Annotated in this window: 10 protein-coding genes; 6 read left to right on the top strand and 4 right to left on the bottom strand. The window is 56.3% G+C overall.

Going from position 1 to position 18042, the window contains the following annotated elements; all coding sequences use genetic code 11:
• The first annotated feature begins 360 nt into the window (after nt 1-360).
• Nucleotides 361-1227: a VOC family protein gene (locus NQZ67_RS06910; protein WP_257444045.1), complete on the top strand. Its 867-nt coding sequence runs from the start codon at nt 361-363 to the stop codon at nt 1225-1227.
• 109 nt (nt 1228-1336) lie between these two features.
• On the top strand, nt 1337-1960 hold the full coding sequence (locus tag NQZ67_RS06905) for a nitroreductase family protein (protein ID WP_257444044.1): 624 nt from the start codon (nt 1337-1339) through the stop codon (nt 1958-1960).
• A 496-nt stretch (nt 1961-2456) separates the two neighbouring features.
• Here NQZ67_RS06905 and NQZ67_RS30580 read toward each other — a convergent pair whose 3' ends face one another.
• Nucleotides 2457-5654, bottom strand: a complete 3198-nt coding sequence (locus tag NQZ67_RS30580; RefSeq protein WP_257444043.1) for an ATP-binding protein — start codon at nt 5652-5654, stop codon at nt 2457-2459.
• 35 nt (nt 5655-5689) lie between these two features.
• A complete protein-coding gene (locus tag NQZ67_RS06895; protein ID WP_257444035.1) occupies nt 5690-6352 on the bottom strand; it encodes a response regulator transcription factor in 663 nt (220 codons plus the stop codon).
• Between the two features lie 230 nt (nt 6353-6582).
• Between NQZ67_RS06895 and NQZ67_RS06890 the strand changes: the two genes are divergently transcribed.
• From NQZ67_RS06890 to NQZ67_RS06875, 4 genes are all read left to right on the top strand, one after another.
• Nucleotides 6583-13878, top strand: coding sequence for a carboxypeptidase regulatory-like domain-containing protein (locus tag NQZ67_RS06890; RefSeq protein WP_257444034.1), 7296 nt, complete (start codon nt 6583-6585; stop codon nt 13876-13878).
• A 57-nt stretch (nt 13879-13935) separates the two neighbouring features.
• The gene (locus tag NQZ67_RS06885) at nt 13936-14088 is read left to right on the top strand and encodes a hypothetical protein (protein ID WP_257444033.1); all 153 of its coding nucleotides are present in this window, start codon (nt 13936-13938) and stop codon (nt 14086-14088) included.
• A gap of 132 nt (nt 14089-14220) precedes the next feature.
• On the top strand, nt 14221-14670 hold the full coding sequence (locus tag NQZ67_RS06880; protein WP_257444031.1) for a MarR family winged helix-turn-helix transcriptional regulator: 450 nt from the start codon (nt 14221-14223) through the stop codon (nt 14668-14670).
• A gap of 63 nt (nt 14671-14733) precedes the next feature.
• On the top strand, nt 14734-16119 hold the full coding sequence (locus NQZ67_RS06875) for an NAD(P)-binding domain-containing protein (protein WP_257444029.1): 1386 nt from the start codon (nt 14734-14736) through the stop codon (nt 16117-16119).
• 57 nt (nt 16120-16176) lie between these two features.
• On the opposite strand, the gene arsC is transcribed toward NQZ67_RS06875, so the two are convergent.
• A complete protein-coding gene (gene arsC / locus NQZ67_RS06870; RefSeq protein ID WP_257444027.1) occupies nt 16177-16602 on the bottom strand; it encodes an arsenate reductase (thioredoxin) in 426 nt (141 codons plus the stop codon).
• A 26-nt stretch (nt 16603-16628) separates the two neighbouring features.
• Nucleotides 16629-18038, bottom strand: coding sequence for an arsenic transporter (locus NQZ67_RS06865; protein ID WP_257444025.1), 1410 nt, complete (start codon nt 18036-18038; stop codon nt 16629-16631).
• Nucleotides 18039-18042: the final 4 nt, after the last annotated feature.

The raw sequence follows: 18042 nt of genomic DNA, 5'->3' as shown, positions 1-18042 counted from the left end.
TGGTTTTCTGGTATGATTGTCATCGAGTAGAGTCCCTTCTTGGTGGCGTGGTAACCCCGAGGATACTCTACTTTTTTGTGTCTTGGAAAGACTCCAAATGTTGGTACACAACTTATTGTACGTCATCGCCGGCAGGGCTGTAAGACGTTTTAATCGTCTTATTCACTCGAAAGTAGCTGCTGGCATGGCTGTAAGACGTTTTAATCGTCTTATTCGATCGAAAGTGACTTTTGGCAGGGCCATCACAGGGCCATCGCCAATTTGATAACTTGACGAATCCGATCAACAAACTTATACTTAATTACAAATAGTAAGTAACAATTTTTTATGAAGAGTAAGAATTAAGAGAGGTGACCATAGATGGCGCATCGGCTGAATCCGGCCGCTAGGCTTGGGGAAGTGAAGCTCAAAGTAAGCAATATGGAGAGATCGCTCGCTTTTTACCAAGACGTAATTGGCTTTCAGGTATTAACGAGGAACGGGAACATCGCGGAATTGACGGCTGACGGCAGTACGGCCCTTGTTGTGCTGGAGGAAGTACCCAACGCATATATTGTGCCCCAGCGATCGGCGAGCGGATTATACCACTATGCAATCCTTCTCCCGACGAGAAAGGCGCTCGGCAAGTCGCTTCGCAGGCTGCTCGATAAAGGCATTCAAGTCGGACAAGCGGATCATTGGGTAAGCGAGGCGTTGTACATTTCCGATCCGGATTCGAACGGCATTGAGATTTACCGCGACCGCCCGAGAGACGAATGGGAATATAACGAGCAAGGCTTCGTCAAGATGGGGACCGATCCGATCGACTGGCACGGTTTGCTTGCCGAAGCGGAAGGAGAAGAATGGGGCGGTCTGCCGCAGGGAACGGTCATTGGCCACGTGCATTTCCATGTCGGAGATCTCCACAAATCGAAGCAATTTTATTGCGATGCGCTGGGGTTTGACATCGAAGCCGATCTCATGCGTCAAATGGGCGCGTTGTTTATCGGCGCGGGACGCTACCATCACCATGTCGGCCTGAATTTATGGGCAGGAGCAGGCGCGCCCCAGGTACCCGCTAATGGTACGGGCATCTCGTATTTTACGGTTATTTTACCGAACGAGGAAGAACTGGAGAAGACAGCTGAAAGCCTTGAACAACACGGCTTTGCCGTTCAGCGAGACGGTCGGATTCGGTGGGTTGGCGACCCCAACGGCATCTCGGTGAAGCTTGAGGCAGAGGCTTAAACACGATGAGCCTGCAACTCGGCATGCATTGTCATGCCGCTTAAGAATAGAGCAAGCAGGGTAAACGAATAATAAGGCAGTTCAAATCAATGACTGGAGGCTATTTCACATGGGAACAACGCAGGGAGCAACCGCAACAAAAAACTTTTACGAGGCAGTTGAAGCAAGACGTTCGATCTACGTCATCAGCAATGAGCAAGTCGTATCGGACGAGCGCATTCAAGAGGTCGTCAATCACGCCGTGAAGCACACGCCATCATCTTTTAATTCCCAGAGCGCTAGAGTAGTCGTACTTATCGGCGACAAACATAAAAAACTGTGGAGCATCACGACGGAAACGCTGAAAGCCATCGTGCCCGCGGATCAGTTCGGATCGACTCAAGACAAAATGAACATGTTCGGCGCAGGATACGGAACGGTTCTGTTCTTCGAGGATCAAGAAGTCGTGGAAGGCCTGCAGAAGCAGTTCCCAAGCTATGCGGATAACTTCCCGGTTTGGTCGAACCAATCGAACGGCATGCTGCAATACGTCATCTGGACATCGCTCGAATTGGAAGGCTTCGGCGCGACGCTGCAGCACTACAATCCGCTTATCGACGATAAGGTGAAAGCAGAGTGGAACATTCCTTCCAGCTGGAAGCTGCTCGCCCAAATGCCTTTCGGCAAGCCGGTTGCACCTGCCGGCGACAAGGAATTCAAGCCGCTTGAAGAGCGAGTGAAGTTCATTAAATAATTTCAGAACGCGGGAATTACTGCGGTCATTCCATTCACGTCGATTTTTAAAGGGGCATCTAAAAAGTCACTAAGGTGAACTTTTTAGATGCCCCTTTTTGTTACGCCAGCAGCCAACACCTCCGGATCGCTATTGAACAAACTAGCTGCTGCAGCAAGACGATAACGATGGCTCATAGCGTTATCGCACGATTCACCGCTGCTTTAACGCCAGTAGCCACACCTACGATCGTAATCGAACAAACTAGTTACTGCAGTAAGACGATAACGATTGCTCATAGCGTTATCGCACGATTCACCGCTGCTTTAACGCCAGTAGCCACACCTCCGATCGCTATCGAGCAAAGTAGCTGCTTCTACAGAGCAATAACGATCTCGCTTATCGGTATTGCACGACAGGGCATTAACGTGGCTCCGTTCCGTTAGGCTCGAATAAAAATAAAACCCCAGCCGAGCAGGATATACCTCCTCGTCTGGGGTTTGCGCTTTTGAATATCTTAAATATCCCTCATCGGAATTTCGATCCGAAGCACGGAGCCGCCCAGAATGTCCGACACGGCAAGCTCGATCGTGCCGCCGAGATGCTTGATCTTGTCCTTCATGGCGGATAGGCCGAAGCCGTATGGCGCCGCCGTATAGGGCAAGCCGTCATTGTGAAGCGCGAACAGGAGGACGTCTTCGTCCATGTAGAGGGCGAAGTCGAACTGCTTGCTTCCCCCATGCTTGATGCCATTGGTCAGGCCTTCCTGCAGAGCGTGGAAGACCGATTTTTTCATCAACGCGTCCAGCACGGGGATATCGCCGCTTATCGAGCGGCGGACGGTAATGCCCGTCATATGCTCCGTTTCGTTCATCAACTCGTTCAGCGATTCGGCCAAATCATCCTTCGGCGAATTTTCTTTCATCATGCGAACGGCGACACGCACGTCTTCCAGTCCCTTGCGGACGGACTCCAGCGCGGCATCCAGCTTGCTCTGCGCGGAATCCGGATCGATAAGCATGAGCCTCTTGGCCGCCTCGAGCTGCATGGCCGCTCCGGTCAGCTTATGGCCGAGAATATCGTGTATTTCGTGAGCGATTCTATTCCTCTCCTCCCATATCGCGACCTCGCCGAGCGCATCGTAGGTCTCCATCATCGAATCCTGCAGTTGACGGTACGTGTTCTCCAAATCGGCCGTCCGCTGTTTCACTTGCTCCTCGAGCGCTTGATTCAGTCTTGCAAGCTCCAGGTGGAGCTGCATGCGGGCAAGAAGCTCCCGCTTCGAGACCGGCTTGATCATATAATCGTTGGCGCCGGCATCGAAGCCCTGCAGAATGTCGGACGGCTGGTTCTTGGCCGTCAGAAGCACGATCGGCAGCTCGCCGGGATGGTACTGCTTGCGCAGGGCCGAGCACACCTCGTAGCCGGTCATGCCCGGCATCATAATGTCGAGAAGAACCAAATCCGGCTTCTGCTCCCGAACGGCGTTCAGCGCCTCCTGGCCGCTGCCCGCGCTAAGAACGAGATGCCCGGTATCGGCCAAATAGTTCTTCCATACCTGCAGGTTAATCGGCTCGTCGTCCACGATCAGAATCGTGGCCTGGGCGCCGCCTGATCGCGATGCGGCGGCAGGGGCGGGCAAGTCTTCGGCCAGCGCGATCGGCGGTTCGTATTTCCGGAGGGAGGCCTCCATATCCCCTTCGCCTCCGGCGGCGGAATAGCCGAGCGAATCCGAATCGGCCGCAACGGGCAGCGAGAAGGTGACGGAGGTTCCCGCTCCGGGCAAGGAGACGAGCTTCAGCTCTCCGCCGTGCAGCTCGACGAGCTTCCGCGTAATCGGCAGGCCGAGGCCCGTTCCTCCGTTCGGCCGGTAGGCGCCGGCCTGCGTGAACGGCTCGAGCACCGCTTCTTGATCCGCGCGGTCGATTCCTATTCCGGTGTCGCGCACTTCCACGACGAGGAAGCCATTCTCTTCTTCAGCCCGAATGCGGACCTCGCCGCGATCCGTAAATTTATAAGCGTTGCCGATGACGTTGTACAAAATTTGCTGAAGCCGGTTTTCGTCGGCATAGGCAAGCGGGACATGCTGCTCGATATCGTTAATGAGCAGAATGCTTTTTTGCCGGGCCAGCGGCTCGAAGACGGCCAGCACCACCGAGGCGGCTTGCCGCAAATGAACGGGCGAGCGGCGCAGCTGCAAATCGCCGTGCTTCAGCTTCGACATGTCGAGGATGTCGTTCACGAGCCCCGTCAGTCTCGAGCCGCTGTCGGCGATCAGCTGCAGATTCGAGCGGACCGCGGGCGGGAGCGGTCCGGCCGCCTCTTCTAGCAGCGATTCGGATATGCCGACGATGCCTTGGAGCGGCGTGCGAATTTCGTGCGACGTATTGGCGAGAAATTCATCCTTTAATTCGTCCAGCTCCTTGAGCTTCGTATTCTGCTCCTCCAGCTGGCCGGCATAGACGTGCAGCTTCTCGTGCATGTTCCGCAAGTAACCGGAGAGGGCGAGACCCGTGCATAGCACGAAAATAAATCCCGCAACATACACCATATCCATCTGCCAGTAGAAGGAATAAAGCGGCCAATTCATGAAAAGCCAAACGCCGATCTCCGGGTACAGGTACAGCAGCCACTTATATATCCATAATAAAATCATGACGGCATTGCCCAGCATGATCCATTCCATCTTGCCGTCGATCTGGAGCTTATGGGTCCGGATGATGGAAGCGGACACGGCAATCAGCACCGCAACCAGAACCCATTGAAACGATTTGCCCGTCAGCCAGACGTACGCAGGCTCGTGGAGCCAAGCGGCTAAGAGGCTGCAAACGAAATAAGCACCCAAAAAGTACAGCGATAGCCGGTTAACCGACCGCCAGCCCTTCCCGTACATTCGCTCCAGGAAAGCCAAATAAGCGACCATGGAGAACGGCAGGAACAGCGAAGAGTAGTAGGCGAGAGCCGACACTTCGGCATAATAGCTGAGCAGCGACGTATTCACGAAGCAGGATAAGCCTTGGCCGATATTCAGCAGGGCGAAAAACAAATAGATGGCTTGCTTGCGGTTCGACGCAAACGCGAACAACGATGCGGCGCCAAGAGACGAAAAAATGATGCCCAGGATGGCTCTTACCGCGTTTTGGCGGAGCGCGTGGCTAAGCGCGTCCTCGGCCTTCACGATGAGGTACGTCGATTCGTAAAGCTGTATGCCGGGCTTCGTCAGGATGACGCGAATGTAGGCGAAGCCGTCCCCGGCCGAGGATAGAGGGACGAGGCGCAGCTGGTGATTCGTCCGCACCTTGGGATTGAACGGCTCGATATTAAAGCTGTATAGCCGCTCGTTCTGTCCGTACACCTCGTAGCGCTCGATGCCCCGTATCCATAGATAAGGGTCCAGGATGGTTTGCTCCGACGGACGGAGCCGGATCCAGTATTCGCCTTCGTACGATTGCGCCTGCCCGGATTGCTGCAGCTCGGTCATCGGAATCCATGCCGCGTCTTCGTCCCGAACATGCTCTCCCTGCACGGGCAGCGTCCCGAGGTGGACCGCCGTGCTCGGCATGTCGGAGGCGATGCTCTTGGAGACCGGAAAGTTCGGCTTGCCCAGCCCTCCGTTGATCAAATTGGTCAGCATCACGCAGCCGGCGAGCAGCACGGACAAAAATATCGTATATTTCATGATGATGGACAACCATCGTTTTCCTCGTTCAGGCACCGCTCTTCTTCCCCTCGTCGACAAGTGTGTGGTCGTTATTCCATAAGCTCTTTTAAATGCAGAATCGCCTTCGCCCGGTCGTTCACGCCAATCTTGTGGTAGATGATGCTGACGTAATTTTTGACCGTGCCTTCGCTCATGAATAAAGTTTGCGCGATCTCCTTGTTGTTCTCGCCCTCGATCAGCAGCTGTATAATCTGCTTCTCTCTGTCAGTGAAGGAATGGCCGTGTTTAAACCTGACGGCGGCCGGCGGCTTGGCCGGCGCTGCAGACAAGGCGGAGATGCGGGCGGCCAGCTTGCCGGCGATGACGCTGGACATCATGAGCTGCCCCTTCACCGCGTCTCGAACCGACTGCACGATCCGGTCGGCGGGCATATCCTTCAGCAGGAAGCCTACGGCCCCGTTCACGAGGCTGTCCACGATATATTGATCCTCCGCGAAGGTCGTCAAGACGACGATCAACGTCTCCGGGAATTCGGCAAGGATGAGCTTGGTCGCTTCGATTCCGTCCAAAACCGGCATGCGCACGTCCATCAGCACGAGATCGGGGCGATGCTCCCTTACAAGCTGTAAGGCTGCCTCGCCGTTATCGGCCAAGCCGACAACCTCCATATCGTCTTCCAAATTAATAATCGTTTGCAGTCCGTCTCGCATGAGCGTTTGGTCATCGGCGATGACAAGTCTAATTTTGGACAACGTGAATCCTCTTCTTTCTTCGGTTATGGGATGAATCTATTATAAGGCAAGGCCTGCGGGGGCGGATACGGCATAATCGCATTGTGACGAATATTGTGACTGCGGTCATATCGGCATTTCATGACGGGGGTAACTATTCGCAAAGGAGGTTTGGAGGTAGGATTTGGAATAGATTGCCGTTCGTTATGGAGAATAGCGGCAAAAAATTTCAAACGTTAGGGTGATGGACGATGTTTGCAGGGTTTATCGGGAGGCGAAGGCGATCCGGCAAGCGGATGATTGCCGCCGTGCTCGCGGCGGCGATGCTGCTTGCCGTGCCGCTGCAGGCGACGGCGGAAACCGCCGAAGCGCAGCAGGCTAGAGAGCTCGAAGAGGCGTTCGAGCAGCTCGCCGAGGATATCGTAGTGGAGGAGCCCCAAGGCGAAGGCGATGACGGAGCCGAAGGGGAGGAAGAAGCCGAGGGCGTGAGCGCGGAAGCGGACGGAAGTGCTATCGAGGCTCCGATTCTAAACCCGCTGAAGCCTTATACGAACAGCAAGACGATTACGATCGAAGGCGCGGCCTATCCGGGCGCCGAGGTCGTGGTATGGGTGACCAAAAACTACGACGGGTATAGAGCGGGCTCGGTCATAGCCGATGAGAACGGCAAATTCAGCATCCCGGTTACGGTAGCTTTCGAAGGCGCTTATTCCTTCAAGGCCGTATCGCACTACAGCGACGGGACGATGAGCGAGTTTTCGCTGCCGGTCGAGACGATTATCGATATCAACGCGCCGGACGGCCCGGTCGGGGGGAAATGGATTTCTCCTACGGCTTCCCAGATCGAGCTAAGCTGGGGGGCTCCGTACGGATCGGATCAGCCGGCCTTGTATCAGGTGTACCGCGGGGGCGAGAAGGTCGGAGAGACGTCCTTGTTGTATTACCTGGACGAAGGTTTAAGCTCTGGAACGATCTATGACTACAAAGTCTATGGCGTCGACGCCGCGGGCAACCAGTCGGAAGCGCTTGACATTACGGCATCGCCGACGCGTAATGACATTCGCCGCGTTAGCGGCACGGAGATGGAGGTCATCCGCGAAACGGCGATCAGTCCGGACGGGAAGACGATCGCTTTCGTTGAAGAGAAGTGGCCGGGGCGCTTGCTGCACGTCATCAATTCCGAAGACGGAGTGGATCACGAGGTCCGGACGGAGGTAGGCGGAACCTTCTACAACATCCAGCTGAGCAAGGACGGACGCTACACGATATTCGGCGCGGAGACGTCGGAGAACGACCACTATACGGAGCAGATTTTCCGTTATGACCGCCAGACGAAGGAGCTGGCCGAGATTACGGCGAGTTTGAACAGCTCTTATCTGGTTGGGGCAAGGGATGACGGGCAGTTGGTCGTCTACCTGGAGCAGGGCGAATATTACGAGGATCCCTACAAGCTGATCCGTTACGACATCGCGTCGGGAACGCGCGAGGAGCTGCCGCTGCCGGAGCCTTGGGACCAATACTCTTCTTACAAGGCGCTGTCCGCGGACGGAGAGCATCTAATCTACGCGATGGAAAGATGGGAATTAGCCGGAACCAGCGAGGTGGAGTCCGGTACGAAGAACGATCCGGGAACGGAGTCGGAAGACGATCCGGAGCCGGACTCCGGCAATGACTCTGGCAATGACTCCGGTAACGACTCCGGAGAAGACTCCGAGGAGGAGCCTGCGCCCGTCACGGGCCTGTTCTCCTACGATTTGACCACCTTCGAGACGATCGAGATCACCAATAACGCGCCTGATTCTGCCGCAACCGTGTCCAGGGACGGCAAGAAAGTCGCGTTTTCGGAAGAAGGCAGCATTTATTTATACGATACGGAAACGAACGAGCTCGCGGAGCTTGTACGGAAGGACGCCGAATACAGCTACGGCAAGCCGGTCATCAGCCAGGATGGATCGGCCGTCGTGTTCCGCTTCGAGGATCTGACGCCGCCTAGCGGCTGGAGCGTCAGCGGCAACGGGATGAAGTGGATGGATCTGGCGAGCGGTGCCGTGACGGACAGCTTCATCCACCCGGGCGAGGATATCCAGGATTGGCATATCGACTCCCGAGCCAATAAGCTGATCTATCAATCGACGGACGTTACCCGTCTGGATCCTTATGGCTGGTTCCCGTCGGCGGCTTATGTGTACTGCCAGGGAGGCGTGTGCACGGATGCGCCGCCGGAAGAAGAAGTCGCTATTGATTCATTCACTTGGAAGGCCGTCATGACGGGCGGAGAGGCAGAGCTCGGCAGCGAAGTGGCGCTGCGTATGGAAGGCAGCAAAGGAATGAGGGCTCAGGCGGTTGTTGCCTACCAGGCATGGAACGAAGACGGTACCGGCTCGGAGGAGCGGACGGCGAACGTGGCGCTTGCCGAAACGTCCGACGGCGTATATGAAGGAACGTTCACGTTGGCGGATGGCATTAGGCAGGTGAAGGCGATCAAGGCCGTGGCCGAAAAAGCAGGGGAGAAGGCCGAAACGAATGCCGGAAGACTGCCGCTTCAAGTTAGCGGTAGACTGGCAATTACGTTCGTCGCGGAAAATCCGGAGGATCTGGAGGGCGCGACGCTGATTGCATGGAGCGATGCGCGCAAATCGGGCAACCGTTCGGTTACGGTTAGCGGCACGTCGCTGAACCTGGCGCTGCAATCGAGCGAGGATTACCGGCTGAGGCTGCTCGCCGCAGATGGCGGCAAGCTGGCTCAGAGCGGAGTTGAACCGATCGTGGTGCCGAGCGGCAAGACCGCATCTTACACGCTTAGCGTGCAAGTCCCGGCCGCTATCGAGGTGCACGTGGAGAATTCGGATGGCGCGCCGATGCCGTTCACTCTATTGGAGCTGTCGGATACGGCAACTAGGAAGCAGCTGACGGGGGCGGTAACCGACTCGGGAGGCCGCGCTTATATCACCTACGGCTATGTCGGCGATTCGATCGATATAACGGCGGATGTCCGGTCACCATACAAGAAGCCGGAGAAGCAGACGCTGACGCTCGAGAAGCTGACGAAGGTCCGGATTGTCGTGGAGAACGAGGAAGGCACCGTCAGCGGCACGGTGAAGGACGAAGCCGGCAATCCGGTATCGGGAGTGACCGTAACCGTGACGCAGCCGAACTTTACGAGGAAGGCCGTAACGGACTCCGCAGGTAAATATACGCTGGTCGCGCCGGTCGGGGATTCTACGATCGAAGCCTACCGGACGGAAGCGCCGTTCCTTCGGAGCAGAGGCTATGAGGTGATCCAAGTCAAGACATCGCCCTCAACAACCAAAGATCTGAAGGTGTATTCCAAGGCGAACGGTCATGTCGATGTTCAATTGTTCAGCAAGCTGATCGATACGGACTGGGAGCAAATCGAAGTCAATCGCGGCACGCTGTATGCTTACATGCTGAAAGTGACGGGCGAGAACAACCGTCACGTGAACTACACGGTTGCGACGAACCGGCTGCTGATCGAAGCAAGCCCGGGAGAAACGATCCAGGTCTGCATTACGAAGTGGGGCGGGAATGGCGAAAGCAACTGCGCATCCGTGAAGCTCGACGAACGCCGCGAAGGGGCGGTGGAGCTGAGGCTGAAGGAATTCTCCGCGCTCAAAGGCAAAGTGGTGTTCGACGCGTCCAGGTTCTTCAATGTCAGTGTACGCGTGCAGCAGCTTGACGCTTCCGGTAAACGGATCGGCAGCGGCACTTACCGTGAGGTGTCCGGCGAATTCAGTCTGAGCGTGCCGAAGGCGGGACGCTATGCGGTCGAATTCACGGGCAGGGCTAGAATGAGCGGCGTGAAGCCGGCGACTGTCTACAAGGAAGTCGAAGTCGGCGAAGAGCAATTCGTCGAGCTGGGCGACGTTGAAGTGAAGGAAGGCGGCCTGTTCACGGGTCAAGGCAACTTCTTGACCGCCACGGCGGGCGAGGTCGTAACCGGAGGCACCTTCACGCTCAGAGGAAGCTATAAGAACGATACGGGTAAAGCGCTCGCCGATGCGGAAATTTTATTGGTCATTCCATCCGGCACGACGCTTATCGACGGCAGCGTCATTCACAACGGCGTTTCCGTGACGCCGGTCAAGAAGAGCGATGCCGTCTATGCCATTGCCGCGGGTTCCGTGCCGAAAGGAAAGCTCGGAAGCTTCAGCTACCGTCTGCGGACGGACTCGACCGTAAGCGAGCATGTGCGGGCGGAAGCGAGAATAGCGTTCGCGTTCGAAGGCGAAGAGGACCGCAAGGATGACACGATCGGCACGACGCTGCTGCGAGTGACCAAAGTCACGATCGCGGCTCCGGACCGGATCTCACGTCTGACGTTCGAAGTCAGCGGACGCGCGCCGGCGGGCAGCAAAGTGCTTATCTACGATCAAGATCAGCTCGTCGGGGAGGCGGTCTCATCGCCGGGCGGCTATTACGCGAGCGATATTACGATCGAGGACATCAAGCTGAATCCGTACCATTCGCTTAAGGCGGTGGCCGTTCATAACGAGACGGAGATGCAGTCGGAGCCGCTCATCGTCAAGCACGATCCCGAGCATGCCCAGCCCGTGGAGCTGGTCGTGTCGCAGGGCGGCAATAAAACGAGGCCGGTCGATATCGCGAAAGGCGAGCTCAGGCTCAACCTGCCGATTAATCTCGGGCTCCCGGTTATGTTCGAATTGAAATTCAACGAGCCCGAGAAAGTGGAGAACGTTAAAATTTATTCGGGCAAAAAAGGATACCCCGCGACGTACGACGCGAAGAAGCAAGCGTTCATCGCCATGCAGCCGCCGTACATCCAATCGTCGGGAGAGCCGATCTCGGTCACGTACGACGTCAAGCCGGATCCGTTCCAGCCGTCGGGTATGACGAACGAAGAGATCGCGGCGGAGCAGCTTAAAGCGCTGCCTAAGCCGCTGCAAGAGTGGGAGACGGAGATTTTGTCGCAAGAAGCGTCTTCCGCGAAGACGCTTGCGCGGGAAGTGGCGCCAACCGTCGTCCTTACATCCAAATCTAATCCAGCCGCAAGAAGCACGGTCAATATGAGCGCGGAGGAAGTGCCGAACTTTGTAGCGGAGCCGCTTGAAGCCGGGCGGCCGCCGATCTACAACCTAAGCTACAGCACAGAGGCGGCTCCTGATGGAGGCATGAAATTCCATATGGAATTCATCGTGCCGAGCGAGCAGGCGGAGCAAATGGGCTTTGGTCAGCTAGCGAAGTCCGGCAAGAAGTTTCTGAAGCTCGACATGGATTGGGAGAATAACAAAGAAGGCCTTTCGGACATGTACGACGTCATTGAAGCGGCCTTGGAGTACCAGGATACCTACGACGAAATCGATGCGCTGCTTCACAAGCTCGAAACCACGGACTGTATGCCGATGGACCGCATTAATCACCATGCTTTCGAAGCGGCGGAAATGATCGATCATCTGTCGACGGATCTCATGTTGACTTATACGCTCACGATTGTCGGCATCGGTGTTGCATACAGCGGGGTAGGCTTCCTTGCAGGCGTTGGAATCGCCGCAGTCGCTTTGTTGTTGGAGGAAGCGATTGAGTGGCAGTGGGAGCAGGCGTACGAGAATTTTAAAAACAATGTGGAGGCGGATATTAAGGCCGCAGGGGAAGATCCGGATTGTAAGCCGGACGAAGAAGAAGAACCGCCTAAGAAACCGGATCCGAAGCCGTCTCCGATCGTACCGGGCACCCTTATCGGCTTGCCTAGCTGGGTCTTCGACCCAAGCGGCTATGTGTTCGAGGCCGTGCCTTCGAACCGTCTGGACGGCGTAACGGCTACCGTCACGGAGAAGAATGTCGATACCGGCGAGTACCAATATTGGGACGCGGAATGGTATGGACAGCAGAACCCGCAAGTAACGGGCAGCGACGGCCGTTACGGCTGGGATGTTCCCGTAGGCACGTGGCAGGTGCAATACCGGAAGGACGGCTACGAGCCTGCGCAGAGCGCGGAGCTGGTCGTGCTGCCGCCGCACTTCGACGTCAATATTCCGATGGTGTCGCTCGCGGCTCCAAGCGTGAAAGGCGTTTACCCGACCGAGGGAGGCTTCCTGGTCGATTTCACCAAATATATGATTCCGGAAACTCTGACAGCGGACAAAATCAAGCTCTCGAAAGGCGGCGCGGAGCTGGCCTTTACGGTCGAACCGGCCGACGCCGAAGCGGATTTGGACGGCCGCACGTTCGCAAGCGCCTACCTGTTGAAAATTACGGACGCTATGGCGGACGGCGACAAAGTCGCGATTCATATCGATTCCTCCGTATTCAGCTATGCCGAAGTGCCGATGGCAGCGGCGTTCGATGGGGAAGCTTCTTATGTTAGCGGTCCTTCCAAGCCATCCGAGGCGGCAAGCGATCTGCGTCTTGTCCAAGGGTATGACGGAATCGGCCTTACATGGACCGAAGAGGATGTTCCGCTTCTGAAGAGCATGAAAACGTATTGGAAAGCATCGGATGAAAGCGTATGGTCCGAGCAGGAAATCGAGAAAGGTCTCGGCACCCATTGGTTCGCCGGCCTGGATGCTTCGAAGGCTTATGACTTCCGCCTCGTGACCGTCGACGCGAACGGAGCGGAGTCGGAAGGCGTAACAGTGACGGGACAGCCGATCGACGACGCCCCTCCGGAAGACAGCACGCCGCCTGCGGATGTAACGTCCTTCGCCGGGGAAGCGGTGGAAGGCGGCATCAAGCTGACCTGGAAGGATCCGTCCGACGGCGACTTCTACCGGGCTTCCCTGGAGCTGCGGAAATCCGGAGAGGAATGGGGAGCGCCGCGTTATGTCTCCAAAGGCGTTCAGACCTACGCGTTCGCGGAGCTGGCGGACGGCACGTACGAGGTACGGATCAAAGCGGAGGATTTGCGCGGCAATCCGTCGGCAGGCGTAACGGCGACGGTCGACATTCGCACGGAGGAGCCGGTATCCGACAGTCCTCTGGCGAACAACATCACGATTTCGAACAACCGGTCCGGAAGCCCGGATACGATTACGGTGAACGGTCTTGCTGCAGGAGATCTCGTGTCTGTCTACCGATCGGCGGATAGCGCCGAGAAACTGGGAACGGCTACGGTTGCGTCCGGCCAAACGTCGGCCATCGTAAGCGTGGCGCAGCTCGGAACTTCCGCGGGCCAGGTATACGTGTCCGTGACGAGCGCCGGCAAGCTGGAGAGCGCAAGAGTCGCCAAGGCGTACAGCGCGGAGCCGGTTCCTCCATCGGATACCATCGCTCCTGATACCAAGTTCCGTCTCCTGCCTCTGATCGGTTTCAACAGCAAGGGCTGGCCGTACATCAAGGGCTTCACCCTTTCCCTTAAAGCGACCGACAATCTGGGAGGAAGCGGCGTGAAGACGACGTTCTACCGCCTGAACGGAGGGGAATGGCAGGAGTACAATGGGCCGATCACTTTGACGGCGGGCGTAACGAAGGTCGTGGAGTACTACAGCATCGACCATGCGGGCAATTCGGAATCTCCGGTGAACAAAATGGATTTCGTCAAAGGGATTTTCATCGGAGCGGGCATTTACTAATAGCTGGCGCGCGGTCGATTATTCGGCCGCGCCTCTGCGAGCGAGGAGGAGATCAAGATGGCCGACATTCGTTTGGAAGCGGAAGCCGCAAGGAAGAAGCATTGGGAGAAGCCGTTGCTTGAAGTATTGTCCGTAGCGGACACGGCTTATTGTGAATTCGTGTTTAATCCGGAGACGGGCTTCTATCAGGAGCTCTGCCACGGGTCGTAGCATGGAAATGACAGGGAGCATCGTAACGACGCACTTCAGCGTTGCCGCGATGCTCCTCTTTATTATTTATCAGCTAATAAAACTTGCAAAGTGCAAATAACAATGCTATAACAGTCTCAGGAGGTAATGACGATGGAAAATGTGCGAAATTTATTTCAGATACTGTCCCGAAACTTCGGACTGCTGAACGAGCAATGCTGCGAGGACTGCTGCGGGCAGGAAGTATCCCTTGTTCAGAGCCATATACTGTACGAGATCAACAGGCAGCATAAGCCGTCCATGCAAGAGATCGCGGGAGCGCTGGGGATGGACATCACGACGTTCAGCCGGCAAGTGAAAACGTTGGCGGATAAGGGCCTGGTCAAAAAAACGCCGCATCCTTCCGATAACAGGATCAACATTCTGGCTCTCACGCCCGAAGGCCTGAACGTGGAGAACAACATCAATCTGACGGTTAATGCCCAATTAAACGGCGTATTGTCGATGATGACGGCGTTCGAACGGGATACGCTTCTAAGATCGATTCAATTGTTTAACGATACGATGAAGAAATCGGATTCCTGCTGCGTGCCTCCTAAATGATGGGAGGCTTTCGCCTGCACCTATACTTGCAAAATGCAAATTTATAAAACAGGAGGTTTTTCCATGAATCATGCCTTACCGACCGCCATTATGGGCGGAGGCCCGGTCGCTCTTGCCGCTGCCGCTCAGCTGGCCGCAAGAAACATGCCCTTTGTCCTTCTGGAGCAGGGAACGAACGTCGGAGCAGCCGTATGGAGCTGGAAGCATGTCCGGATGTTCTCGCCATGGGAGTTCAACATCGACTTGGCGGCGAGAGAGCTGCTGCTGCAAGCAGGGTGGCCGGAGCCCGACCACGCGCATATGCCTACCGGAGAAGAGCTGGTAAGGGACTATCTGGAGCCGCTGTCCCGGTTGAATTCGATCAGACCGTTTCTTAAGCTGAATTCGAAAGTAACGGCTGTACACCGCAAAGGATTCGATAAGATGAAAACGGCCGGCCGCGAACAGGCTCCTTTCATCATCGAATACGTGCACGAGGGCCGGACGCAGCGACTCGAAGCCGCGTCGGTCATCGACGCAACGGGTACCTGGCTGACGCCGAATCCGATCGGAGCAAGCGGCAATTTGGCGGATGGAGAAGCTTTGCACGCGGATCGGATCACGTACGGTATACCTGATATTTTGGGAAGAGACAGAGAACGTTATGCCGCGCGAAATATCGTCGTAATCGGAAGCGGTCATTCCGCCATTCAAGCCTTGACGCTCCTCCACGAGCTGAAGCTGCAAATGCCGGAAACGACGATCCATTGGCTGCTGAGAAAGATCGACGTATCGGACGCTTTCGGCGGAGGAGAGAGAGACGGCTTGCCGGCGAGAGGGGCGCTCGGCGCCAGGGCCAAGCAATATGTACGGAACGGCAATGTTATCGTTCATACCCCCGTGATGATCCACAGGGTTTCGCGGGACGAAGCGGCGACACTCACTTTGCTTGGAACCAAGCAAGGGGAGGATTACGCGATTGAGCGGGTTGACGAGGTAATCGTGGCGACGGGCGCAAGACCGGATTTTTCGTTCCTGCGCGAGCTGAGATACGCCGCGGATTCGGCAATCGAATCGGTCCCGGAGCTGGCCGATCTTATTGACCCGAATATTCATAGCTGCGGGACGGTTAGGCCGCATGGCGAGGCGGAGCTCCGTCAGCCGGAAAGAAATTTCTATATCGTCGGCTCCAAAAGCTACGGCCGGGCGCCGACCTTCCTGCTGGCCACCGGCTACGAGCAGGTGCGCAGCGTCGTCGCGATGCTCGCCGGCGATGAAGAAGCGGCCCGGGAAGTGAGGCTTCGTTTGCCGGAAACCGGCGTTTGCTCGGGAGCCGGGTCGCCCGAGCCGGACGGCGGCGGCAGTACCTGTTGTACCCCGACGTCAAGCTCCTACAAGCCGATTGCCGTAACGACGGCGGCAGCAAGCAGCTGCTGCGGCTCGACCGGCAAAGGGTCATCCTGCGGTTGAAAATAGAAAAGAAAAACGGGATCCTCGGCAAAGGGTCCCGTTTCGCTATATGATCCGTTACTTACCCGTCTCGACAAACTCGCTGATCCGCTTCTTGATCGAATCGCGCACTTGGCGAAACTGAGCCGTAATTTCTTCTTGCGTGCCCGTCGCTTTAGCCGGATCGTCGAAGCCCCAATGCCACTTGATCACATCCGTATTCGAGATGACCGGGCAGTGCTCGTCCGCGTGTCCGCAGAGCGTAATGACATAGTCGGCGCGGTTCAGCAGCTCGGGATCGATGACGTCCGAGGTATGGTTCGATATATCGATGCCGGCTTCTTCCATGATGGCGACCGCGCGGGGATTCAGCCCATGGGCTTCAAGGCCTGCGCTTTTCACCTCGTATCGATCTCCGCCAAGAGCTTTCAGGAAGCCGTCGGCGATTTGGCTGCGGCAGGAATTACCCGTGCACAGAAAGTAGACTAGCGGTTTTTTCTCCATAATTTTGCGTTCTCCTTTATGAGCCTTTAACCGATGGCTTTTAGTTTTTTGCGCTTGTTCGCGCGGGCAGCATGAAAAATAAACATGAATAGGGCAACAAGCAGCAGAATCGCCGCAATGACGGTCCAAACCGGAAGACTCATCTTGTCGATGGCCAAGAGCCATAGATAGAGTCCGGCAAGCGTAATGAACAAGGTGGGAACCGTAAGGACGATGCCGACCTTGAAATATTGGCCCCAACCGATTCGGATGCCCTTCTGGGCCAGAACGTGCAGCCAGAGCAGCGTCGCGAGCGAGCCGATCGGCGTAATCTTCGGACCCAAGTCGGAGCCAATGACATTGGCATAGATCAACGCCTCGCGAATGATGCCGTCCGTCGCGGTACCCTTAATGGCCAGCGCATCGATCATAACCGTCGGCAGGTTATTCATAATCGAAGATAGAATCGCCGCGATAAAGCCGGTGCCGACCGTGGCTGCGAATAAACCCTGCTCGCTGATCCATTGGAGCAGCCTCCCGAGCTCGTCCGTCAAGCCGGCATTGCGCAGACCGTACACGACCACGTACATGCCGATGGAGAAGACGACGACCGCCCATGGGGCGCCTTTGACCAGCTTCCAGGTGTGAATGGAAGGGCTTCTTCTAGCCAGCAGCAAGAAGACGAGAGCCGCTGCTCCGATAATAATGGAGACGGGGAGCCGGATCACTTCGCTCAGCATATACGCGACCAGAAGCACGCCTAGCACGACCCAGGACAAGCGGAACAACCGAATATCTTTGATCGCTTCCACGGGTTTTCTCAGCTGACTCGCGTCGTAATCGGCCGGAATGCTCTTTCGGAAATAAAGGAACAAAACGAGCAAGCTGGCCGCAATCGAGAAGAGAGTCGGGACGATCATGCGGCTCGCGTACTCGACGAACGAAATGGAGAAGAAGTCCGCCGACACGATATTGACGAGATTGCTGATAATGAACGGGAGCGACGCCGTGTCCGATATGAATCCGCTGGCCATCACATACGGCAGGATGAAGCGGTCGTCGAACTTCAGCGCTCTAACCATGGCAAGCACGATCGGCGTCAGGATAAGAGCGGCTCCGTCATTGGCGAAGAAGGCCGTGACCGCCGCGCCGAGCAGGATGGCATAGACGAACATCAACCGTCCGTTGCCGCCGGCGAAACGCGCCATATGCAGCGCGGACCATTCAAAAAATCCGATCTCGTCGAGCACTAGAGAAATAAGAATGATGGCGACGAATGCAAGCGTGGCATTCCAGACGATCTGGGTTACATCCCACACGTCGGCGAACGTCACGACGCCGCACGCGAGAGCAATGACGGCGCCGGCCGATGCCGACCAGCCGATGCTGAGGCCCCGGGGCTGCCAGATGACGAAAATCAAAGTCAGAATAAAAATGACGGAAGCGAGAGCGACCATGGTT

It is taken from the genome of Paenibacillus soyae (assembly GCF_024623455.1).
Classification (GTDB): domain Bacteria; phylum Bacillota; class Bacilli; order Paenibacillales; family Paenibacillaceae; genus Pristimantibacillus; species Pristimantibacillus soyae.
This window is presented reverse-complemented; position numbering and strand designations above follow the sequence as displayed.